The sequence below is a fragment of the Sutcliffiella horikoshii genome, assembly GCF_019931755.1.
Classification (GTDB): Bacteria; Bacillota; Bacilli; order Bacillales; family Bacillaceae_I; genus Sutcliffiella_A; species Sutcliffiella_A horikoshii_E.
In genome coordinates this window covers 666358-689727 of record NZ_CP082918.1, presented here as the reverse complement: position 1 = coordinate 689727, position 23370 = coordinate 666358, and the positions used below count along the sequence as shown (strand labels likewise).

The window sequence follows — 23370 nt, the reverse complement described above, 5'->3', positions numbered from 1 at the left end:
GGGAACCTTCAAAGGTTTCCATGCTCCACTACTATTTTCATAAAGCAAATCACACAAACTGATTGTTACGCCTGAACTTGTTGATCACCGGCCCAGCAAAGCGGTTTGCTTTTTCCATATCATTCTTCTCCATATAATAATCAAAAAGAACAACCGTATAGTGCTCCACCAACAGCATATAGCCTTTTTCTTTAAAGTATGGGAATGCTTCTTCTTCCAAGTATTCGTAATACTTATCCATTGAATTAGACAGATAATAATGATGCATCATAAAAATGTGTACAAATGTAGAAGAATTGGAGGACTTGGATAGATCCAACCCTTGTTCCACCAAGGCTAGAAGCTTTTCTCTGGAGGTGTTACCTTCTTTCGTCAAAGCATTTACATAGCCTTCTAGGGACCCTAAATAATTCGGATGGTTCTTTTCTCTTGCATCCATTGATTTTTTATAAAATTCACTGGCTTTTTGGTATTCAGCATTTCTTAAATAGAGATAGGCAAGATTATGATATAGCATCGCTTTTTGATGTTCGAGCCCGTAGTCTTCCGTCATTTCTATCAATCTATGATATTCCTGACTTAAGGTGGGATGGTCTTCTGATTGTTCAAGTTGAATGACCATGAGCATTTCTGCTTCTATGATGCGGGAAAAACTTCTTATTTTAGTGAAGTATTGAAGGGCTTTATTCGCTTGAAAAAATGCCAAGACTCTAGAATTTAACGAATGGTAGGCAAGGGCCAAATCATAATAGTACTCTTGATTAGGATAGCCTTCGAGATTAATCTCCTTCAAGCATGCAAGTGCCTCCACGTAGTTGTTTTTCACGGATAAGTGGTAAACTCCCTTTACATGAAGCAGCAAATTCTTTTCATAAGGTGTCAAATCAGTCCAAACCGACATTTCTTCTAATAAGCCGTCCACGGTTCTTCCTTCTCCAACAAATAAATAGTATCTTGCCAGGATTAGCGTGTATAGGCGATAGAAATCCTGCATATGTAAAAGGTTGAAACCTTGGAGTTGTCGTTTGATGGATTCCACCCTCGGCTTAAGTTTTTTTACAATAGCATCCTGCCACTCTTTCAACAGCTGTTCAATCTCCCTATAATTCTTTATCTCCGTTTCCATCTCGATTCTTAGACGCTTGCATAAAAAGTCAATGGTCTCACCAGAAACCTCCGTCAATCCCCGTTCAATCTTGCTTATATGGGTACTGGAACAAATTCCATCTCCTAAATCTTTTTGCTTTAATCCCTGAAATTCCCGATAAAATTTAATAATCTTACCTTCCAGCATGTTGTCATCCCCTGTGTAAATCATATAATTTTTTTTATCCTACCACAGTTCGTTTATTGGTGACAGACAGCTTCTCCCATTTGATACAAGTCGGACATATGACTACTTCAACCCTCTCTCTCATAGTCCGACTCTTGCTTCATCAACGGCAATGCAAAACTAAACACCGTTCCTTCCCCGACCTTACTTTCCACTTTGATAGTCGATCCATGTAAATCCATAATAGATTTCACAATGGAAAGGCCGATCCCGATCCCTGTCTTGCCCGCCCTCGCTTTGTCGGTTTTATAGAACCTTTCCCAGATGCGCTCGAGATTCTCTTCACTTATACCTTCACCGTGATCCATTACTCTTATATCAACCTCCTCTGCCTTCTTTTCCAAAAACACTTGAATGTCCTGATGATTTGCTGACACCTGAATAGCGTTTTGTAAAAGGTTGATGAGTGCCTGTTCGATTCGGTCTCTGTCAGCAACCACCATGATTTCCTGATTGTCAGGAATAATCTGTATCTCCATTTCTTTACTGGCAAGATGCGGTTCAAGTTTCACAGCAATCAACTGCAGCTGCTTCGTCAAATTATAAGAAGTAGGCTTTAACGGCACTTGACCTGCCTCCAACTGCGACATATCAAGGGTATCATTGACAAGCTTGATGACACGCTCTGTTTCATCCTTCATCAATAGGTAAAATTCTTTTCGTTGATCGGCTGGAATCGTATCATCCAACAGGGCAATCAAAAATCCTTTAATAGAAGTGAGTGGTGTCCGTAAATCATGGGAAACGTTAGCAATAAAAGCTTTTCTCGTTTCCTCCAAAGAATTCAGCTCTGCTGCCATATGATTAAAGGTTTCTCCAAGTTGACCAATTTCGTCTTTAGACGCTATCTGTACAGATTGAGAGAAGTCTCCTTTTGCATAGTTTAAAGCGATTTCGTTCATATCCCTTAAGGGGGCAGTTATTTTGGCAGAAAGAAACCAAATGATGATTCCAGCAATGGCAATGGTGATGGTAAAAGTAAGCAGGATCATATATAAAACCTGCTGGTAGGCATGGCTTAAATCATGAAAGACCATCACCATGATTACTTCCCCATTAATTGGCGAAGCAATTACATAACTTAAATCACCATTAGTCCAACCACCTTTTGCAACATACTCTCCTGACTTCGCTTTTTCCAATAGTCCCCTGTCTATCTCCTCACGTTCAAAGGACACACCCTTAAAGAGCCTATTCCCATTCTCACCGAATAGATAGACATGGAAGGCTTTTTCAACTAACATCGGTTTAAGAGCGGTCATAGTCTCTTCTTCCGCCCACCCAAACTCTTCGCTTGCTGTGAGCAACTCGGTAATCTGTTGTTGCTGATGGGTATAGGTTTCTTCAAAATCCTCATAAAGATCAACATGAAACAGATACAAAAAGATAAGCCCAAAGATGATAAACAAACTCGAGATGATCAGAGCATAAATAAAGAATAGTTTATAAAATATTTTATTCATGAAGCTTCTCCTCAAATCGATAGCCTACACCGCGGATAGTCGTAATGAACCAGGCAGAACCACTAGAAGATAGTTTGTCCCTGACCCGCTTAATATGGACATCAATCGTTCGCGGATCTCCATCAAAATCATATCCCCAAATCTTGTCCAATAACTGTTGCTTAGATAGGACTTGATTGTGATGATAGGCGAAATAATAGAGCAATTCCAGTTCCTTTGGGGCTAGTTTTACTTCCCTATTACCGATAAGCAACCTGAATTCATGCAGGTTAAGCATGAAATCTTTTAAATGAATGATTTCCCTTTGCTGATGGACTTGTGTCACTCGTCTTAATGCCGCTTTTACTCTTGCCGTCAATTCATTGGGATCAAAAGGTTTGACGATGTAATCATCTGCCCCAAGCTCCAGTCCTTTTACGATATCGTAGCTTTCCCCTTTTCCCGTTAACATGATGATGGGAATAATCGGGTCATCTAGACGAATCAGTTTGCATACTTCCCAACCGTCCATTTCGGGCAACATAAGATCGAGAATGATACAATCCGGATTTTTTTCATAATATAACTCCAATGCTTCTTCGCCATTTACTGCCAGAACGGTTTCATACCCCTGTTTAGACATGTACATCTGAATGATGGACCTTATATTAATATCATCTTCTACTATTAATATTTTCATGATTGTTTCCTTTCCACAAAATACTCCTGACCCCATTATTTCATTAAAATGTTAACAAAGCGTTAACACAACAAATCTCATTTTTCGTTAACATTTCATTAACATTCTAATGCTATTCTTACATCGTTCCTATACTGTTAAGCCTTTTAAAAAACGATTAGAGAAAGAGGTTACTTATGAAAAGAATAGCAAAATACGCATCTCACAGGAAAGGAGTCTGGGTGATTTTGCTTGCTTGGATCATCCTTACCGGTGCTTTGAGCGCAGCCCCATCTGTCAATGACTACAAGATCAACACGGGAGAGAATGATCTGCCTAAAGAGGCACAATCCGTTGTGGCAAGTGAAAAATTTGATACTTACTTTCCAGATGATAACGGTCTGTTCGCATTACTTGTATTTCATAACGAAGAGGGATGGAATACGCAAAGTTTCACAGAGGTGGATGAAGTCAGCAAATGGGTTAAGGAAGATTCCACACTGGAAACCATTCAATCTGCCGTTCCATTCCATCAATTTCCTGAACAGGTGAAAGGCGATTTCTTATCGGAAGATGGGACAACCCTTGTTCTCCCTTTATTTTTAAAAGATAATCTGGAAATGGATGAGGTCAATGATACCGTTCAATCCATTGAAACATTTACCGAGACCGCATTAACCAGCGGAACGATGGTGATAACCGGACCTGCGGGAATCGCTTCTGATACCATTGCCATTTTTTCCAATGCCGATCTCGTTTTATTATTCTCAACCATTGCATTAGTGCTTATTTTACTGATTGTAATATATCGTTCCCCATTGCTTGCGATCATACCATTAGTGGCTGTCGCTTTTGTCTACCAGGTTGTAGATCGCGTGCTCGGACTTTTAGCGAAAAATGAAGTGTTCACCGTGGAAGCACAGTCCATCTCTATCGTGATGATACTATTATTCGGAGCAACGGTGGACTACAGTCTTTTCGTTTTTTCCAGGTTCCGTGAAGAGTTGAGGAAACAGGAGGACAAACATGAAGCAATGCATAAAGCGGTACGCGGGATTGCAGAGCCTCTTATTTTTTCAGGCGGAACCGTTTTTGCAGCCATGCTTGTATTGTTATTGGCAGACTTTGGGCCGTACCATAGCTTTGCACCTGTATTCACGATTACCATTGCCATCGTATTAGTAGCAGGACTTACCTTGATTCCCGCACTTTTCACTATATTCGGCCGCAGAGCTTTCTGGCCGTTCATCCCTAAAGTAGGGGAAGAAACATTAGAGAAGAACCGTTTCTGGGGGAAAGTCGGCGGGTTTGTCACAAAAAAACCTGTCCTTGCAGGAGGGCTTGTACTAGTCTTTTTACTTTTGAATGCTTCCCAATTGTTGAACGCCAACTATTCCTATAATATTATCCAGTCTTTCCCGGAGGAGATGAAATCCAGGATTGGCTTTGAACAACTCGAGGAAAAATTCCCAGCCGGCGAACTCGCTCCTGTAAATGTGTTGGTGGAAAAGGAGTCCGGTTTCACTTTTTCTAGCAGTGAACTTGATGCGATAGAAGCACTGAACGAACGGTTCATTGGCACGAATGGTGTTTCCAGTACCACGCTTCCCGAAAAAGAAATCGTGGCTACAGGAGGCAGAGAAGGAAGTCGCATTCTAAGTGAAGATGGCAAAGCAGTGAAGTTTGACATCATCTTAACAATGAATCCTTATGAAGAAGAAGCAATGGACCAACTAGATAAATTAAACGAGTCAAAAGAAGATATATTGAGAGATAGCGGGTTGGACACGGAGGAATATAACATCTATTTTGCCGGGGAAACCGCTACATCTACTGATATACGGTCCACTAATGACCGTGATACAATAATGATAGTAGTCGCTGTAACCATTGTTATATTCGGGATGTTGATTTTCCATACACGCTCATTGGTAGCGCCAGTTTACATGATGGTCACTATATTGCTATCCTATGCTTCTGCACTTGGCTTAAGTTGGTGGATTTTTGACACATTCTTTGGCTTTGAGGGGATGAGTTATCGCATTCCGCTTTACGCATTTGTTTTCCTTGTAGCACTTGGAGTCGATTACAATATTATGCTCATATCAAGAATCAAGGAAGAGAATCGCTACTTCTCCATCAAAGAAGCGACAAGACGCGGTGTGGCGTTGACAGGTGGGGTTATTTCTTCTGCAGGTGTCATTCTTGCCGCAACATTTGGCGTGTTGATGACACAACCTATTCTTGAGCTATTTATGTTTGGATTTATTGTTTGCATAGGTATATTAATGGACGCCTTTCTCATACGTGGCATGCTGGTACCGGCAATCGTGACACTAGTAAACAATTGGAACTGGTGGCCTTCAAAAATCATAGAACAAAAAAGTCAAAAGGAGAGAGAATAAATGAACAGAACAAAACTATTAATCCGTTTTTCCGCGCTTTATGCAGTAATCGGCGCATTCATTGGAGGTCACATGGCAGGGGCTGGCTCTTATGCATTCCGTGCCATCCATGCTCATATACTTGTGGTTGGTTGGCTTTCCCTATTTGCTTTCGCCGTTTTCTATGCTTTGTTTGCCATTCCGAAAACTTCCAAACTGGCTACCTTCCATGTTTGGTCAGCGATCATCGGTAGCTTTGGACTCACAGCAGGGATGTGGATGTACTTCTTGAAACCAGGTGCAATACCAGAGACATTCACCCTAATCTTTTATATTGTGGGTGGCACTATTTTAATGATTAGCTTCATTCTCTTTGCCCTCATGACACTCGCCTATGGAAAAGTAATAAAAGACAAATAAAAGGACAAGTCCCCCTGCTGTTTCGTAAATTAGGGGGACTGTCCTTTTTCTATAGTTTGTTGGGTTTAATGAACTCCAACCGCATCATATGCTGCCATAACCGCTTGAACTTCTAATGATGGTGCACCGTTTCTGTCAGGATGAAGATCTCTTGCAGCCTGAATAGCCGCTTGACGCATTTCCGCAAAGCCAGATGATGGTGTTAGGTAAAGTGTTAGAGCACGGTAGAAAATCTTTTCTGTCTTCGCTTTTCCGATCCCATTTACCGTTACATCATAATGGGTACCGCCGTCTGTGATAAGTTGTGCGGCTTTATTGTTGATACTGGAGTTGATATGAACCCCGCCTCTATCCAGCTCTCCTAAGTAACGCTTATCATAATGATCTGGGTAGTACCCGTCTTCAGTGTAACCACCAATATAAACAGAACCCGGGTCACTCATGGATCGCAGGGCATCCCCTTGAATTCCCGGGGTCCAAATATCCTCTCCTAGCAACCACAAGCCTTCCCCTGTTTTATTTTCCGCAAAAGCACCGAAGATGTCTGCAATGGACTCGTTGATAGCACCGGATTCATTTTCATAAGTAAGGTTCGCAGTATTTGTGATGACGCCGTGTGTCATTTCATGTGCGATAACATCAAGTCCACCGGATAGGGAAATCATGCGTTGTCCATCCCCATCTCCGTAAAGCATCTGTTTGCCATTCCACGCTGCATTGTTCCACTTGTCCCCGATATGTACTGTCGAAACAAGTTTCATCCCTTTATTATCAAGAGAGTTTCTGCCATGGACATTTTTAAAATAATCAAATGTTTTGGATGCATTAACATGGGCCGAAACCGCTGCAGGATCATAGAAGAAGTTTCTAGTACTTTCCACTTCAAATCCTTGTAACCCCAAAAAGGCAGAAAGTAGAATAAAGGTTGTTTCAGGCATTCTATTCGCTTTGAACGTGTGAACACCATTTCCACGAGAATCGTCGAATAGGAAATGTTTGTTAGAACTCGCTTCTTTGACCGCATTAAACGTATGAAGCTTTCCGAAGATGTCCATCCCTTTTGCTGTAACATCCACGTATTCAATTGGCAGTGCACGTGGAGCTGGAGCTGTTCCCCCATCTGCTAGCGGTGTGAATTTCGCATTTTCATCTTCCTCTAAAGCAGGAGTCAATGCTGCCACTGCGTCAAAGTTGTGCAGAATCTCTCCACTTGTTGCATCCACAAAGTAATGGAAATAACCTGGTGCCGGAATGGAGGTAGAAGCCTTCACTAAGTATGCCAAACGTTTTCCAGCGTCTGACGGGTAGATTATCAGTTCTGACTCTACTCCATCATAGGCAGATACCTCTCCAATTTGCGCTTCAATGCTCTCTTTTGCCACCGTTTCCGCCTCTTCTGTTGTTAACGACGGCTCTGTTGGAATGCTAGTACGGGACAGATCCTTATTAACGTCTCCGATAAAGGAAATAACATTGTTGTCTTTATCCAAGGCGATCGTCTGTTGGGAAGCATATACAGGAATCCCTTGATACATTTCCTGTGTTTTAAAATGGTACGTATTCGTTTTACTGTCTGCTTTTTCTTCAATAATAGAGAATTGCTGTGTCACATTTACACCGGAGGATTTAGTTTTCCCCGCAGGAGTGACTTGCGATTCCAAGAAGGAGTACAGGATCTCTTGTTTGCTTAGACCTGTCGGTGCTTCCATCAGCTGCTGTTGAATCCTTACTACCTCTTCATTCGCTAACACATTCTTTGCCGGTAGAGCTAGTCCAGCAAAAGCGATGGATGCTGCCAGAACTGCAGGAACCACTTTCTTCTTTAAATGATTTCTCTTCAAAACGGTTCACCTCTTCTATCAATTTTGTGCTACACCCTCTATTATTCTGACAATTCACAAAACGGTCAATTGGGTTAATTTCAGCCTGTAAAAGGGACATTTCAAGGCATTAACAGGCTAAAAGTTATGTGAAAAAGCCCAATTCTACCCTCGAATTAACCCAATTTACAATATTCAGACTATTAACTTATGCTAGATTCATAGCAACACGAACCACAAAGGATGAGGAAGGATGTGAAGTCCATTTGAAGATTCTTCTGCAACTGTTATGGAAGCTGTCAAAACTAGTTTCTATACTACTATTTTGCACCCTATTCTTTATTGTCCTTTCCGCCAAAGCATCTGGCGGGGAGCCGACCATTCTAGGTCACCAGCTGAAAGTAGTGCTATCTGGTTCCATGGAACCGACCTTTATGACAGGATCCATCATCCTTATGGAGAAGACAACCCCTTCTTCCACTTTTAAAAAGAATGATGTGATCACGTTTCGCTCTGAAGACATCCTTATCACCCACAGAATCATAGATGTCAAGGAAGTGAATGGCAAAGAGATCTATCAAACAAAAGGGGATAATAACAATGCTCCAGACCCTGTCTATGCTACCCAGGAACAGATTGTAGGAAAGTACGCTGATTTTACGATTCCTTATATCGGTTTCCTAGTAAATCTAGCTAGTACGAAAGAAGGTTCCGCTTTTCTATTAGTCGTCCCTGGAATTTTGCTGGTAGCCTCTGCTGGACTTTCTATCGTCCGTGCACTGCGAGAATTTGAGAAGGCAAAGACAGCCTGATATTTGGTTAGTACTCTTAGTTGTCACCTTGATAGTTAAGAGATTAATAATATATGAAAAATGTTTAGAGGAGGAAATGGACATGAGCTTTACGAAAACGGTAAGCAAAGGACTTTTAACGGCAGCATTAGGTTTTTCTTTAATTGGCGGGGGTACATATGCGTATTTCAGCGACACTGTAGTAACAAACAATACATTTGCAGTAGGAACATTGGACTTATCTGTTAATCCGGAAACTATTGTCAACGTTCCTAACTTGAAACCTGGCGATGAAATTATCCGTGAGTTTGACGTGACGAACAATGGTACCTTGGACATCTCTAAAATTTTATTAGAAACAAACTACACAGTAAATGATGCTCAATTAAATGGGGCGGCTAATACTGAGGATCTTGGCCATCATATTAAAGTAACCATTCTTTATAACCAAGCAAATGCAAGCGTACAAGTAGCCGAAATGACTCTTCATGAACTTCAAAATGAAACACCAGACTTAACAGCAATCGATAATTTCGTCGGTGGCGGCCAACGTCCAGACGGATTGAAACCAGGAGAAACAGACAAGATCATTGCCTACTTTGAATTTGTGGATAACGGCGAAGACCAAAATGAATTCCAAGGCGACTCCCTAGAACTAGAATGGAAATTTAATGCCCACCAAACAGAGGGCAGTGAACAATAACATATCAAATGCCCGCACAATCTCCTGTGCGGGCTTTCCTGTCTCTATATATACAAGGATACTTCCGTTGCCTTTTCGTGTTTATTGCTTCCTACATAGTGAAGAAATAATAGCTTTCCATACCGTTTCATCAATGGCTCTTCCACACGAAATTTCAATAACTTAAACAAGGTGATATGTAAAGTGTTCCCTCTTTCTTTTGCTTTGTTCGCCCCCTCCTTAATGAGTCGCTGAAGAACACGCTTTTTAGCAAGTTTCCCCTCCATACAACTATCTACGAAGTTATACAGCCTAACCAAATAACTGTTTGAATTTTCGTCCGCAAGTGCCAGTGCTTCTTCAAAGTAAGACTTGGCCTCTTCAAAAAATCCTCTACTGTAATATTCATAGCCAAGGTTATTCATCAACAGGCCTTTATTTTCCTCCAACCCGTATTGTTCACAATTGCTGATCAAATCCTTATATCTTCCTACAATATAATGAAAATCACTATACAAATCTCCACTCAACTGTAACAGCATTAACGCTTCCGCTCTATTCGCTTGCATATAATTATTCGTTTCCTGAAAGTGCCGCAAAGCCTTATCTACATAAAAGAAAGACATCACCTTGGAATCAATTAAATAGTAGGCAGTTCCAAGATGAAAATAATACTCTTTATTCCCATACTCCTTCAGATCAATCTGATTTAACACACTGATTGCTTTTTGATGGTCTTCGCTATTAAAGGAAGCCAGATAATAAATCCCCTTCACATGAAGATATAAATTATAATCAAAGGCCAACATATTGGGGTAATCTTTTTCTACTTTACTAATAATCTCGAATGCAGACTCCAATTCATTTCGGAACAAATGATACCTTGCAATCAATAGTTGATAGCGCGCAGCATACTTAGAGGCTTGGACAATGGTTGACTCTTCAAGCCTTTCTTTTAACTGCTCAATCTCCTTTTCCCTACGCAAAATTATCGCATTATGCCAATCACGCAGAAGTTTTTTAACCTTTTGCAGATAGGCCAACTCTTCCTGTATATCAATATTCAACCTCTCGGAAAATAAAGCAATAATCTCCTCGGAAAAAGCTGTTTTTCCCCGTTCAATTTTACTCACGTGCGTCGTCGTACAAATTCCTTCTCCTAATTGAGATTGTGTTAGCCCAGCTCGTTCTCGATAAAACCTGATAATTTCCCCCACTATCATGTTCATGTCCCCTTTTGGCAGCAATTAGCTAAAATTGTTGTATTTATAGAATTAAAGAAAACTGACCAAATCCCTCTTGGGGTTATTTTTCGGGAAATAAGTCCTGAAAATGACGACAACCTACCGCATTCGCTATCACTCCATGTCGAAATAACCCAATCAATAGGCGAAAAGTCGGAAGTTCTCAATAAAAAGTTGGGGAAATTGAATGGAATTCCAGATTCTCAGCTGTTGATTGGAGCAAAAGGCGAAGACTCCAGCGGGGGAGTAACGGTAGGTTGAGACCCCTGAAGCGTTGTGAGGAGGCTCAAGGCACCGTCCCGCGGAAAGCGAAGCCATTTGCGGAAATCAACTGCGTGTTTATCAGGCCATATAAAAAAAGAATCCGGGAACCCTTTACAGGTTCCTGAATTCTTTAAACTTCCTGCGCAACAAGATACTTCCGCAACGTCTGCTGCAACGTACCATGTGTCTCTGCATGCTGATGGAACGTCACTCCCATGCTGACCATCTTCCTCACAAGCTCCGCACGCAAACCAGTAAGAACCGCCTTGCAACCCATCATCGAAACCCCAGTCAGAATATCCTCAAATTTTGAAATAACGCTCTGCTCCATAGTAGTCACACCAGAGAGGTCTAAAACAAGTGTCTGTAACTTCAAGTTCGAAATCTCCATCAAAGCCTTCTCTTCAATGATGCGAATGCGATAATCATCCACATGTCCAATCAGAGGCAAGACCGCAACAGTAGAACTAACTGGGATAATAGGAACAGATAAATGCTCCACCAATTGCCTTTGAGAGCTAATCAACTCGTCCTTATAATGGGAATAACTAAGGAAAAAGCTATTTAAAAAGAAGTCGATATTGTTATTAATTTTTTTCTCCATTTCAAAGAAATCATCTTGAGAAAGAAACTCCCCTCTTTCCTCAATATATTTATTTAAGTATTTCCACAAGGTTCTTCTGATTGCTTGAACCCACTCAAGCTTAAACGATAACGTAAGGGAATCGGAGTGTTTCGCCCACGCAACCCCCTCCTGTTCAGCAAAAGCAATAACTTCCGTCTCTTTCTGCTCCACCACTCGTTGAATCAAGGTTTGAGCATTTTTAAGAAGATCGATATTTCCCTTTTGCAAAATATCATTGATTTTCGATGCGACATTTACAGCCTCTGACAGCAGAGTAGCCTCGAACTCATCCTTATGATCCTTTAGGTAACTGGTAACCTCTCCGTTGCTGACAAATTTCACATTCATTAAATAACCTCCTTTATGTATATTTATTAATTCCTACTTCTATAAAAAGCTAAATAATCCTCTTTCATTCGACAAAAAAACAAGGAAGTGTAGCTTTCTTTGCCAACTCCCTTGCACCCATCATATATACAAGTTGAAGAAATTTCAACGTCTTCCTTTTTTAATTCCTTGATAAATATCCGATACCGAAGAAACGAGGAATATCAATACCGCGAACCAGAAAACCAAATTCAGCTGGTGCGTAAAGCCAAACCTCTCCTGAAAATAGTCGAAGAACGCTGGATTGAATACAGTTGTGTTGCTGAACACAAGGATGAATACTGCCAGGGATCCCATATGGACGACGGCATTTGCCAATGCAAGCTTCGTTGTCCACTGACCAAGTTTCCATTTATACGCCACCAATCCAAGCTCCAAAAAGATTACCAACATAACCAGTGGCCAGAAAGAAATTAACTGTGATTGGTTGAAAAGTGGTGTGACAAGGGTCAGACCTTCTTCCCCTTTTTCATAGATTCCCAGCAGATTATTGGCGTTAAAATACCCTGCTACCCAAATGGCCGTCCAAATTAAACTGCCGAACAGTTCAACTTTTGTGATAGCTTTTTCCTTAGGAATATATGGGACATCCTTAAGGTCTTCAGGTGTCCATTCTTTCCATTTGGATGTAATGGGATTAGTTTTATTGGAGGTGTCGTATCTTTCTAAAATGGCAAATGTGACCGTTATCCAGAAAAATGTCTGCATTCCTGCCCCTAAACTGTTCCAAGTTGCATCTCCTATGATACTCAATAAGGACGAAATCACTTCTCCTTCTCCGTTGTAGGAAAAAACATGGCTGAATGTCACTGCTAAAAAGGAAAAAATCATCGCAATTGGAATGATCAACTTTAATAAACTTACATACACATCAAAAAATCGAGGCCCTATCAAATGCATTGGCTTATCCAGAAAGCCGCTGGCAAGTTTAGCCGGATGCCCAAGCTCGGACAATACTGCTTTTACCTCTTCCTCCTGAGGGTCATCCGGCAACATATCCTCAATGGTGGATCGCAATTCAAGTCCAATATCCTCCCGCTGGCGTTCAGGCAGCCTCCTTGTCACCTCCTGAATATATAACTCAATCAGTTTCATTTTCCTCATTCTCCTCCCTTAGTAAAATCGCTAGTTCCTGAGACGTTTTCTCCCATTCCTTTTTCAACTTCTCTAAAATATCAGTTCCATAATCACTTAAAACATAATACCTCCGGGGCCTGCTTTCCGTTTTGTCCCAGCTGCTGGTTACAAGCTCCTGCTTTTCCAACCGCCTGAGCAACGGATATAGCGTACTTTGTTCAATCGTGATCCCACTTTTCTCAAGCAATTGCACTAGGGAATATCCATATTGCGGAGTTCTCAACTGACTTAATACCGCCAACGTCAACGTCCCCCTTCTCAATTCCGTTGTCATCGACTGTAGCAATCCATCGCCCATCTACTCACCTCTTTTTATACTATATGTCGTACAGTATGTTTTATACTATGTATCATACAGTATGGAGGTGAGGTAAGTAAAGTAATTCTTTAGATATGTACGTTTACACCACTTTTTCTTAGGCGCATATACTATTTAATTAATACTTCAAGGAGGTTACACCATGTTTTATCCCTACTTTTACCGACAAACAGTTGATACTTACGGAGCAAAAGGCGCCCTTAATGCTGCTTCATTAACTCTTCCTGACATACTTACGTATGCGCTACAAGACGAATATCTCGCTCAAGCACGCTACAACCGGATCCTCGGTACCTACGGATATATCCGAACCTTTGCCAGAATCCAAGAGGCCGAACTGTGCCACATCAGTGCCCTGCTGCCTTTGTTCCAACAATATCAAGTCCCTGTTCCACCAGACATCTCTCCACAGTTCGTCACCACACCGCCAACGATAAAAGATGCCTATGCAGCTGGCGTGGAAGGCGAAATCGAGAATATTGGCATGTATGAAAAATTCCTTGCTCTAGATATTCCGAATGATGTAAGAATCGTATTTACCAGGTTGCGAGATGCTTCTATCAATCACTTGGCTGCTTTTGAAAGAGGTCTTGCGAGGTAGCAGCAAAAAGGACAGGAAAATGCCTCCTGTCCTTTATAGATGAATCAAACTCCCCGTTTCATCCACCTCTATTCTAGGGAATAAACTACTATTACTTTAACTGGAGGGATAGCATGTGGATCAGACACCCGTTCTTTAAATATGCAACAGGTATCATCCTAGTATTATTAATCGTTTTTCTATTAAGTGAAGTTCAATTTATAGTAAACCCAATTATCAGCTTCATCACAACTCTTTTCTTTCCTATCCTATTTGCGGGCTTTCTATTTTATATCTTAAAGCCCCTCGTGAATCTGCTCGCAAAGTCAAAATATGTACCACGGACTTTGGCTATCATTCTTGTATTCTCAGCTATTATTGGAGGTGCGGTTTTAGGCGGCTTTTCCGTTGGAGGAAAAATCGAGGAGCAGGTCGTCCAGTTCGCAGAAGACTTCCCAGCTTTTCTTGAAAAAAATGAAGAACAAACAAAGGAACTGATGGATGACAATAACTTCGGTCTCATCTCTTATGAGGAAGCCAAAAAGAGAGGACTAGCCTTTTTAAAGGAACAGTCCCAGCGCATTGGAGAAAACGTATCGACCATCATTTCCTCCATTACTAACTTTTTGACCATCCTTGTGGTCGTCCCGTTCATCTTGTTCTATTTTCTAAAAGATGGCCATAAACTCTTGCCGTTTATATTGAAAATGCTGCCGAACAAGCACCATGACGAAGGGAAAAGATTGTTGACTGATATCGACAAAACTTTATCCACCTACATTGGCGGACAAATGATTGTGGCATTGGTAAACGGCTTTCTCATGTACATAGGCTATCTCATCATCGGATTGGATTATGCCCTTGTGTTGGCCCTATTCATCGTGATCACAGCTGTTGTTCCCATTATCGGTCCTGCATTAGGCGTACTGCCCGCAGTGATCATCGGACTGATGACAGATCCATTTATGGTCGTGAAAATCTTGATACTGTTAGCAATCGTCCAGCAGATTGAAGGAAATCTTGTTTCTCCTCAGATTATTGGAAACAAGCTGTCCATTCACCCTTTGACAGTCATCCTGCTTCTTCTTGCAGCAGGGAAGCTGTACGGATTTATCGGAATCCTGTTGGCGGTTCCCGTGTATTCGGTGTTGAAGGTAGTGACGAAGAATCTGTATGAGGTATACCAGCTGCGAAGGGCGTAGCTGAACACTGACGTTGAAAGGGGAATCAGACACTACAACTGATTCCCCTTTTCTAACTTATATTCAGTTCTTCATATACCCTATTGTTTCTTCTATACCTTTTTCGTATGGTGTACTGTTCCATTCTCCTAAAAACCTTGTTAGCTTTTCCCCTGATAGAATGGTCGGCTCGGCGTTGATATACTGCATTTCGACTGCCTCACGCATTCCCTTCCCAGCAACAAGGGCATATAACGCAAACATTGGCTTATTGATGTAGTAAAGTTGCTTATCGTTTCCTAGTTGTTCTCTTATTACCTCTTCAAAATCACGCCCGGTAATAGTCGACACTGCAGGGATATTCCAACTTTGGCCATATGCTTCATCCCTTAAAGCTAATTCTACCATCACCCTTGCTCCGTCTTTTGTAAAAATAAATTCTCTTTCAATATCTCTAGGTCCAACAAAACCTCCCTTTCTCTTTTTCAGGAGTTGTTCAAGTGTAAAGTGGATATAGGTATTCGTAGCATTTGGTCCGTAGAAGTCCGGAAAGTGACAGATCAAAGTCGGAATGTTTGCCTGCTGAATCATTTCCCCCATTTCCTTTCGAAGCTTCCCTTTTTTGGTATGTGGTTTTTTCTCCATATCCTCTTTCAGCCGACTCCCACCACTTTTTCCATATGCATAGATATTATCCACCACCGCAAGCTTTGCACCGTTCTCTTCAGCTGCTTCTATGATGTTTTGGGTGATGGACAAAAGTTTTCCCGTCCACTCTTCATACGGAAGGTTCATCGCATGAAAAATCACATCCACGCCCTCGGCAGCAAAGGAAACTTGTTTCTTTTCACTTGCATCTCCAGCCAGAATCGTCACTTTTTCTTTTTTGCCAAAAAGCTCCCCGAGTCTCTCTTCTCCCCTCGCAAAAGCCACCACTTCCATCCCACGACTTACAAGTTCCTTTACCAATGCGCACCCCATCCCGCCTGAAGCCCCAATCACCATTGCTTTTTTCATAATATAATCCCCCTCCATTTTTAACCACTGGTCAATAAATCCCTAAAAAATTTTACCCTAAAGATGTTAGGATAAAATTCACATGTGATTCTGCCAATCCTTTAATTTCTTCATAATCTGCATCACATCGGCAATAGTGACTAACGAAACCGTGTAACGAAAGAAAAATGGACCATGCTTGTTGGATGCTGATAGATTGATTGCTCAGTTTCAATAGTGCCTCTGCAAACTTTTCATACGATTCATTCGGACCTTTATTTACATAGCTTTTTACTTCCTCATCTGACAGCAGAAACATCATTTCGTATTGACTCTTATGTGTGAGACCAAATCGTATGAATTCGAGCAGCACTTGCTTTAACTTTTCCTTATTATCTAGCTTTTTGATCATCACATTGTCCAGCCATTGATCCAGCTCTTTAAAATCCGTTTCAATCATGGCATAAAAAAGTTCCGCTTTATTTTTGAAATGATAATATATGGCTCCGTGACTATAACCCAGCTCTGTTGCAATCTGTCGCATTGAAACCTGCTGATACCCTTTCTTTCGAAACAACTCGCGAGCCGCGTCCATTACCATACTTTGTGTTAATTCATTTGTTACTGCTTTTCTAGGTGACATTTCCTTACTCATCCTTTTTATTGACCACTGTTTAATTAAAATATAATTCTTTGGTGATACTTTTGTCAACTTAAAAATTGGAAACATGTTCCTCAATCTGTCACAATGATAGAGGAACTTAGTTGTCTTATAAACGTACAAATTTATGAACCAAACCTTATTAAAGGAGATCACAATAAATGGAACCAGCGAAAAATAAAAATTTGAAGAAATTCACCTCTCTCATCCTGTCGACCAATATCCCTAAAGTTGCTCTGACACTCGGGTTAGTCGGCAGTCTTATCACGACACTTGTCGGGCTAACCATTCCATTACTTACCCAGCAACTAGTCGACGGCTTTTCGATGGAATCGCTCAGCGTCGGACTGATTGTTGCCATTGCGGCTGTCTTTATTGTTCAAGCCGTTATTGACGGACTATCAACCTACTCCCTTGCCTATGTCGGCCAAAGCATCGTGGCCGGTCTTCGCGAGAGAATGTGGTTCAAATTGATCCGTCTGCCTGTCAGTTATTTTGATAAGAAAACAAGCGGAGAATCGGTCAGCCGTGTGGTCAATGACACCGGGATTGTGAAAGATTTAATATCCCAACACTTCCCTCAATTCATCACAGGTATCATCACCATTATCGGAGCTGTCACCATCCTCTTTATCATGGATTGGAAAATGACCTTGCTTATGCTGATATCTGTGCCAGTAACGACCTTGGTCATGATTCCACTTGGTACGAAAATGGCAAAAATCTCACGTGGCATGCAAGACGAAACGGCCAATTTTACCGGAAGTGTCCAGCAGACTTTAAGTGAGATTCGGTTGATGAAAGCATCCAATGCGGAAACCGCGGAGGAAGCAAAGGGGCAGTCAGGCATTCGTACCCTACTAACATTTGGTCTCAGAGAAGCGCGCATCTTTGCCATCATCGGACCGCTTATGTATATGGTTGTCATGCTTGTGATCGTGGTAATAATAGGGTATGGCGGAATTCGTGTAGCAGAAGGAACCATGACAACAGGAGCCCTAGTAGCATTCCTGCTTTACCTGTTCCAAATTATTTTTCCGATTACTTCGTTTACGATGTTTTTCACGCAGTTGCAAAAAGCAAAGGGTGCGACGGAACGAATCATTGATATTCTAGAGATTGAGGATGAGCCCGGTCAGAAAGGATTGACGGCCGATATCACCAATCAACCTGTTTTCGTTAAAGGTGTGTCCTTTGGATATAACGAGGACGAGCCTATCCTGCGCAATGTTTCATTTGATGTAGAGCCCGGCATGATGGTGGCTTTTGCAGGACCGAGCGGCGGAGGGAAAAGTACGCTTTTCGGGTTGCTTGAACGTTTTTATGAGCCAACAGACGGGGAGATATATGTGGGTGCATTGCCGATACGCTCCCTATCCATGAAAGCCTGGCGCCAGCAGATCGGCTATGTCTCCCAGGACAGCCCGATGATGGCTGGAACCATTCGAGATAACTTGACGTATGGATTGGAAAATAAGGATTCGTTGACGGATGACCGCCTATGGGAAGTAGCCAAAATGGCTTATGCGGATCAGTTCATTCAAGAGTTTCCAAAAGGCCTTGATACAGAGGTTGGCGAACGAGGGGTCATGCTATCAGGCGGACAGCGCCAACGGATTGCGATTGCTCGTGCCTTTTTACGGGATCCAAAGATCTTGATGATGGATGAAGCAACGGCGAGTCTAGACAGTCAGTCAGAAGGAATTGTCCAGCAAGCGTTGACCCGACTGATGGAAGGCAGAACAACTTTTGTGATTGCCCATCGCCTGTCTACCATCGTAAATGCGGATAAGATTATTTTTATTGAAAAAGGTGAAATTACTGGGATGGGAACTCATCAAGAATTAGTGGAGTCGCATAAGCTGTATCGCGAATTTGCGGAGCAGCAGCTTACCTAGATTTGAAATAATGAAGGTCAAGGATGGGTTGTCCTTGACCTTTTGTTATTGGAAAATATGTTTTTGCGAGGAGACGGCCTCTCTACTACCGTTTTCTCTGTTCCCATTGCATTTCGGGCGGAGAGAACCCCTCTCTACTACCGTTTTTCCTGTTCCCATTGCATTTCGAGCGGAGAGAACCCCTCTCTACTACCGTTTTTCCTGTTCCCATTGCATTTCGAGCGGAGAGAACCCCTCTCTACTACCGTTTTTCCTGTTCCCATTGCATTTCGGACACTGAGATGGTAATTTTTAGAACAATAAACCTAATATACGATTGAGTTCGTGCCGAAATCAACCGAGTTCGTGCCGAAACCACTCAAGTTCATGCCAAAACTACACGAGTTCGTGCCAAAATGCCCATAGTTCATGCCGAAACGAAAATTACCCTACGCCTACGTCCCACAATACGTTCGATACCCAGCCGTCACACTCGCACCCGGCGCCACACAATAATCTTCCTGTTCTCCAGAATACGCATACGGATTACGCAATACCCTCACCAAATTCTCCATCACACCATAATTCCCATGCTCCACAGCCGCTTCCAATGCTGCTTCTACCCGGTGGTTACGCGCAATAACAGCAGGATTACTCTTCTTCATTAACTCCCGCACCGCTTCCCCACTTTCAGACTGCCTTCCCAACCGCTCCTGCCATAACAAATGCCACTCAGAGAACGCGGGACTATCAGCAAAATCTAGCTCACCCAACGTCAACTCACGAAACGTATTCGTAAAATCCGCCTTACGATCCTTCATCAAATCAAGCAGCCCCTGCACCAACGTTTCATCACCAGATTCTTCACCAAACAAACCAAGCTTCGCACGCATACCTGCCAGCCAATTCCCCTTATACAAGTCCGAAAACTTATACAACTCCTCTTGCGCCAACTCAACGGCACGCTTCTGGTCCTCATCAAACAACGGTAACAACGCTTCTGCAAAACGTGCTAAATTCCAGCCACCAATCCGAGGCTGATTTTCATAAGAATAACGCCCTTGTACATCAATCGAACTGAACACTGTCGCCGGGTCATACACATCCATGAACGCACATGGTCCATAGTCAATCGTTTCCCCACTGATCGTCATGTTATCTGTGTTCATCACACCATGAATAAAACCGACCAGCTGCCATTTCGCAATCAATTCAGCCTGCCGCTCCATTACTTTTCTAAAAAATCCAAGATAGTCACCAGCGTCCAACTCAGGGTAATGGCGTTTCATTGCATAGTCAGCCAAGGCATGCAATTTTTCCATATCCCCCCACTGCGAAGCAAATTGAAAAGTTCCAAAGCGGAGGTGACTGGATGCAACGCGTGTCATGACTGCTCCTGGCAGCAGACCTTCACGCAACACCTCTTCTCCCGTTGTTACCACTGCCAAACTACGAGTCGTTGGTATCCCCAGCCCGTGCATTGCTTCACTTATAATGTACTCGCGCAGCATCGGCCCTAAAGTCGCACGGCCATCCCCACCCCGGGAGTAAGGAGTACGCCCAGATCCCTTTAACTGAATATCAAAACGGACACCGTTTGGAGAAATTTGCTCCCCAACCAACAAAGCACGACCATCCCCAAGCATTGTAAAATTGCCAAACTGATGGCCTGCATATGCTTGGGCAATTCCAGAACCACCTTCTGGAACCGTATTACCTGCAAAAACGTTTAAACCGTCCGAACCTTTCAACCCCTCCACGTTGAGCCCAAGTTCCTCTGCCACTGATTCATTAAGAACAATCAACTTAGGTACTTCCACAGGATTTGGCTCTATTTCAGAAAAAAATAATTCAGGCAAAGATTCATAGCTATTAGCGAAATTCCAACCTATTTCGTTTACGTTTTTTGAACTGGTCATCAAATCCCCTTCTTTTCATCTGTCATGTCGTTACTTCTATTATACCCTCTAGGTCTACAATTTTAATAAAGGAAGCTCACCCAAAAACAGTTCACATTTTCGCACTAAGGAAAATAATGCTAAAATTATCCTCATACATAGCAAATCAAAGGAGAATCCCAATGAACAAAACCTGCAAAGATACCCGCGTCATCCGAACCAGCCGAGTGTTTCCGAACGACATTAACAACCATAACACCCTGTTCGGTGGAAAACTGTTATCAGATGTGGACATGCTTGCTTCCATTTCCGCTGCCCGTATGTGCCGTTGCGAATGTGTTACTGCTTCTATGGACTCGGTCGATTTCCTTTCACCGATCAGACCAACAGATGCCGTTATTTTTGAATCATTTGTGACATGGACCGGAAACTCTTCGATGGAAGTGTTCGTAAAAGTAACAGCAGAAGATTTAACACAAGGCACCAAAAACATTGCAGCGACAGCTTTTCTAACTTTTGTTGCTCTAGATGATAACGGAAAACCTGCTCAAGTTCCCTCCATCACACCAGAAACGGAAGAAGAGATGTACCTAAACCAGACTGGTGAGGAACGGGCAAAAGCTCGACGTAATAGAAGGGCAGAAAGCAAGGCGCTGGCTTCTAAATTGACAAGCGGATTTCTCCCCGAAAAATAAATAAGAGAGTGCTATCCTTTCAGCACTCTCCTATTCCGCCACATTTGCTACAAGCTTCTCGTCGTCACAATGGCATCTTCAAATTCAGAAAAAATTTAATACCCATTTAAAAAACCCCCAAGTTGCATATGTTTGGGGGTTTGAAGTAGACTCCAACTTACTGAAATTGTTATTTTCGGTAGGGCAAGATCCTATTGGATTCATCTAAAACCCTGTTAACTGAATCAATGTTTTCGACGAAAGAGTTCCTTAATGTTTTATTGAGTGTACTATTTACTGGATGAATTGCTCTAATTACCGCGCTACTAAGTGGTCTGACAGTAGATTTTTTAAACACAGGGGAACGACTAATTACTACAGTATTTTCAACATTGTAGTTTACAGATTCTTTTTTATTCATGTTCTCCCTCCTAGTAACCTAATTAGAAATTCGTAGAAAAATTCATGTTGTTCTATTATAGCATAATTTATTTCTGATTCATAAGCTTTCACCTGTTCCTCTGACCAAGGTAAAGTTAAGTCAAAGTGCATACATAATACAGAATTCCCTATAGGTTCTGTTACATATATAGTTTGCTTTTCAGCATTGAATGTTATCAGTCTAACTTGCTGATTATAAGAATCAACCACATAAATATTTTCCTCGTCCAACTGATAAAATTCGTCAGGGTTTATATCTCCAATCGCTCCCACAAGGGTGAGCATAGTTATATTCCCTTCCATAACGGAATAAAGTGAAGCTGCGTTACACCCTGATACAGTGTTTACAATTCTAGGGTTTACATCTGGCGTTTGAAAAATATGCATTTGCTGCATTAAAAAACTTAAACCAACATCCAAGAAATTAGACCAAGTATGTTTACCAATATCTTTCATAGAATTCATTTCATTCAACAGCTGTAAAGAGTATTCTGCATAAGCATATAAATAAGTAGCCTGGTTTTTTAATTGATCGATATGCTCTCTTTCTGAAATTAGACCTACAACCGATCTTAATGAGGTGCTGAGCGTAGCGGATATGTTGTGCGCTTGTTCACTTGATTTTGATATATCAAAATCATAAATCCAGTTTCCATCCCTGAAAACCTCAAAAAGAAAGGCCCATACAAAAGGGTCTGCTTCCTCAAGTAGTTGCTTGAAAGTTCCTTCTGATTCTAGCTGATCTTCAATCCATTCCATTAATGGGTCGTACGGAGAATTAGGACTTCTATGAAATTCTGCGACATAACCCTCGTACAATCTATCAAATTCAGCCTTCAATATATTAAACTTTTGTTTTACATTTGGAGAAACGAATACTAACATGTGCTTATTTTTCTGCCTTGCTGCTACGTACTCTAAATAGGTTGGAGTAACATTTCCATTCATTAAGCGGGATCTTGCTCCCGACTTCCTATTTATCAATAGTATAACCACATCACTACTCTCTACTATTTCTAAGCATTGTTTTAATGTGTCCTTTTCCCATGTACCAAAATCACCATCTTCAAATATAGGTACTTCATGTCCACATTGCTCAAGATACTCTTTAATAATTTTTCTTGGTCCCTTTAAATCAGTCTCATATGCAGAACTAATAAAAATCCTAGTTTTATTTATCAATAACTTCTCCTTCCTCCTCCCGAATCATCCACTCTACCTGCAAGACGGCAGATAAAACGTGGAGGAAAGCTTCTTGTTCGGTTGAGTTTTTTGGGTAACGTTGGTAATAGGGTTGTAGGAGTGTTGCGATGTGTTCTCTTGCCTCGTAGTCAGTATGGTAGAAATCAAGGATAGGGAAATATTGGCCGTTTCCGATTGGCAGTAAGGTTCCCACTACTATTTCGCCTTTTTGGGGTGGGGTCGCGTTCCGGTCATACACGACAACATCAAGTGTCTCTTCGGTTAGGATATCAATTAGTACCAAGGTGCGGTCGTTGTACTTGTAGCCTACATAGTAGAATTTAGTTGTGGCC

Annotated in this window: 22 protein-coding genes; 8 read left to right on the top strand and 14 right to left on the bottom strand. The window is 41.7% G+C overall.

Going from position 1 to position 23370, the window contains the following annotated elements:
- Positions 1 to 49: 49 nt before the first annotated feature.
- From K7887_RS03700 to K7887_RS03690, 3 genes are all read right to left on the bottom strand, one after another.
- Positions 50 to 1294 (bottom strand): helix-turn-helix domain-containing protein, encoded by a 1245-nt coding sequence (locus tag K7887_RS03700; RefSeq protein WP_223492241.1) that lies wholly within the window; start codon positions 1292 to 1294, stop codon positions 50 to 52.
- A gap of 107 nt (positions 1295 to 1401) precedes the next feature.
- Complete coding sequence (locus tag K7887_RS03695) at positions 1402 to 2796, bottom strand: sensor histidine kinase (RefSeq protein WP_223492240.1); 1395 nt, start codon at positions 2794 to 2796, stop codon at positions 1402 to 1404.
- Entirely contained in the window at positions 2789 to 3475 is a 687-nt protein-coding gene (locus tag K7887_RS03690) for a response regulator transcription factor (RefSeq protein WP_223492239.1), read from the bottom strand. The genes K7887_RS03695 and K7887_RS03690 overlap by 8 nt, the downstream gene beginning before the upstream one ends.
- Positions 3476 to 3651: 176 nt before the next feature.
- On the opposite strand from K7887_RS03690, the gene K7887_RS03685 reads away from it, so the two are divergent.
- Both K7887_RS03685 and K7887_RS03680 read left to right on the top strand, forming a co-directional pair.
- Positions 3652 to 5859 (top strand): MMPL family transporter, encoded by a 2208-nt coding sequence (locus K7887_RS03685; RefSeq protein WP_223492238.1) that lies wholly within the window; start codon positions 3652 to 3654, stop codon positions 5857 to 5859.
- The gene (locus K7887_RS03680) at positions 5860 to 6258 is read left to right on the top strand and encodes a hypothetical protein (RefSeq protein WP_223492237.1); all 399 of its coding nucleotides are present in this window, start codon (positions 5860 to 5862) and stop codon (positions 6256 to 6258) included.
- Positions 6259 to 6323: 65 nt separating this feature from the next.
- Here the strand turns inward: K7887_RS03680 and K7887_RS03675 are convergent, their stop codons facing one another.
- Positions 6324 to 8099, bottom strand: coding sequence for a M4 family metallopeptidase (locus K7887_RS03675; protein ID WP_223492236.1), 1776 nt, complete (start codon positions 8097 to 8099; stop codon positions 6324 to 6326).
- A gap of 257 nt (positions 8100 to 8356) precedes the next feature.
- Here K7887_RS03675 and sipW point away from each other — a divergent pair, with 257 nt between their 5' ends.
- Positions 8357 to 8890: a signal peptidase I SipW gene (gene sipW / locus K7887_RS03670; RefSeq protein ID WP_223493574.1), complete on the top strand. Its 534-nt coding sequence runs from the start codon at positions 8357 to 8359 to the stop codon at positions 8888 to 8890.
- Between the two features lie 82 nt (positions 8891 to 8972).
- Positions 8973 to 9572, top strand: a complete 600-nt coding sequence (locus K7887_RS03665; protein WP_223492235.1) for a TasA family protein — start codon at positions 8973 to 8975, stop codon at positions 9570 to 9572.
- A gap of 44 nt (positions 9573 to 9616) precedes the next feature.
- Here the strand turns inward: K7887_RS03665 and K7887_RS03660 are convergent, their stop codons facing one another.
- The 4 genes from K7887_RS03660 to K7887_RS03645 all read right to left on the bottom strand — a co-directional run bounded on the left by K7887_RS03660 (position 9617) and on the right by K7887_RS03645 (position 13506).
- Complete coding sequence (locus tag K7887_RS03660) at positions 9617 to 10774, bottom strand: helix-turn-helix domain-containing protein (RefSeq protein ID WP_223492234.1); 1158 nt, start codon at positions 10772 to 10774, stop codon at positions 9617 to 9619.
- 415 nt (positions 10775 to 11189) lie between these two features.
- Positions 11190 to 12032: an STAS domain-containing protein gene (locus K7887_RS03655; protein ID WP_223492233.1), complete on the bottom strand. Its 843-nt coding sequence runs from the start codon at positions 12030 to 12032 to the stop codon at positions 11190 to 11192.
- A 144-nt stretch (positions 12033 to 12176) separates the two neighbouring features.
- Positions 12177 to 13166 (bottom strand): HAAS signaling domain-containing protein, encoded by a 990-nt coding sequence (locus K7887_RS03650; RefSeq protein ID WP_223492232.1) that lies wholly within the window; start codon positions 13164 to 13166, stop codon positions 12177 to 12179.
- Positions 13153 to 13506, bottom strand: a complete 354-nt coding sequence (locus tag K7887_RS03645; RefSeq protein WP_223492231.1) for a PadR family transcriptional regulator — start codon at positions 13504 to 13506, stop codon at positions 13153 to 13155. Before K7887_RS03645 ends, K7887_RS03650 begins: the two co-directional genes overlap by 14 nt.
- Positions 13507 to 13669: 163 nt before the next feature.
- Here K7887_RS03645 and K7887_RS03640 point away from each other — a divergent pair, with 163 nt between their 5' ends.
- Both K7887_RS03640 and K7887_RS03635 read left to right on the top strand, forming a co-directional pair.
- Entirely contained in the window at positions 13670 to 14128 is a 459-nt protein-coding gene (locus K7887_RS03640; RefSeq protein ID WP_317849234.1) for a ferritin-like domain-containing protein, read from the top strand.
- 113 nt (positions 14129 to 14241) lie between these two features.
- Positions 14242 to 15309, top strand: a complete 1068-nt coding sequence (locus K7887_RS03635) for an AI-2E family transporter (protein ID WP_223492230.1) — start codon at positions 14242 to 14244, stop codon at positions 15307 to 15309.
- 63 nt (positions 15310 to 15372) lie between these two features.
- Here K7887_RS03635 and K7887_RS03630 read toward each other — a convergent pair whose 3' ends face one another.
- Together K7887_RS03630 and K7887_RS03625 are read right to left on the bottom strand one after the other, a co-directional pair.
- A complete protein-coding gene (locus K7887_RS03630) occupies positions 15373 to 16305 on the bottom strand; it encodes an SDR family NAD(P)-dependent oxidoreductase (protein WP_223492229.1) in 933 nt (310 codons plus the stop codon).
- A 52-nt stretch (positions 16306 to 16357) separates the two neighbouring features.
- Positions 16358 to 16927 (bottom strand): TetR/AcrR family transcriptional regulator, encoded by a 570-nt coding sequence (locus K7887_RS03625; protein WP_223492228.1) that lies wholly within the window; start codon positions 16925 to 16927, stop codon positions 16358 to 16360.
- Between the two features lie 179 nt (positions 16928 to 17106).
- On the opposite strand from K7887_RS03625, the gene K7887_RS03620 reads away from it, so the two are divergent.
- On the top strand, positions 17107 to 18843 hold the full coding sequence (locus K7887_RS03620; RefSeq protein WP_223492227.1) for an ABC transporter ATP-binding protein: 1737 nt from the start codon (positions 17107 to 17109) through the stop codon (positions 18841 to 18843).
- A gap of 434 nt (positions 18844 to 19277) precedes the next feature.
- On the opposite strand, the gene K7887_RS03615 is transcribed toward K7887_RS03620, so the two are convergent.
- Entirely contained in the window at positions 19278 to 20741 is a 1464-nt protein-coding gene (locus K7887_RS03615; protein WP_223492226.1) for a protein adenylyltransferase SelO, read from the bottom strand.
- A gap of 161 nt (positions 20742 to 20902) precedes the next feature.
- On the opposite strand from K7887_RS03615, the gene K7887_RS03610 reads away from it, so the two are divergent.
- Entirely contained in the window at positions 20903 to 21415 is a 513-nt protein-coding gene (locus K7887_RS03610; protein WP_223492225.1) for an acyl-CoA thioesterase, read from the top strand.
- Positions 21416 to 21584: 169 nt separating this feature from the next.
- Here the strand turns inward: K7887_RS03610 and K7887_RS03605 are convergent, their stop codons facing one another.
- From K7887_RS03605 to K7887_RS03595, 3 genes are read right to left on the bottom strand one after another with little or no spacing between them, the layout of a single operon-like run.
- Positions 21585 to 21815, bottom strand: a complete 231-nt coding sequence (locus K7887_RS03605) for a hypothetical protein (RefSeq protein ID WP_223492224.1) — start codon at positions 21813 to 21815, stop codon at positions 21585 to 21587.
- Positions 21812 to 23017 carry a DUF4062 domain-containing protein gene (locus tag K7887_RS03600; RefSeq protein WP_223492223.1) on the bottom strand — a complete coding sequence of 402 codons (1206 nt, stop codon included), beginning with the start codon at positions 23015 to 23017 and terminating at the stop codon, positions 21812 to 21814. The genes K7887_RS03605 and K7887_RS03600 overlap by 4 nt, the downstream gene beginning before the upstream one ends.
- On the bottom strand, positions 23007 to 23321 hold the full coding sequence (locus tag K7887_RS03595; protein WP_223492222.1) for a hypothetical protein: 315 nt from the start codon (positions 23319 to 23321) through the stop codon (positions 23007 to 23009). Before K7887_RS03595 ends, K7887_RS03600 begins: the two co-directional genes overlap by 11 nt.
- Between the last annotated feature and the right edge of the window lie 49 nt (positions 23322 to 23370).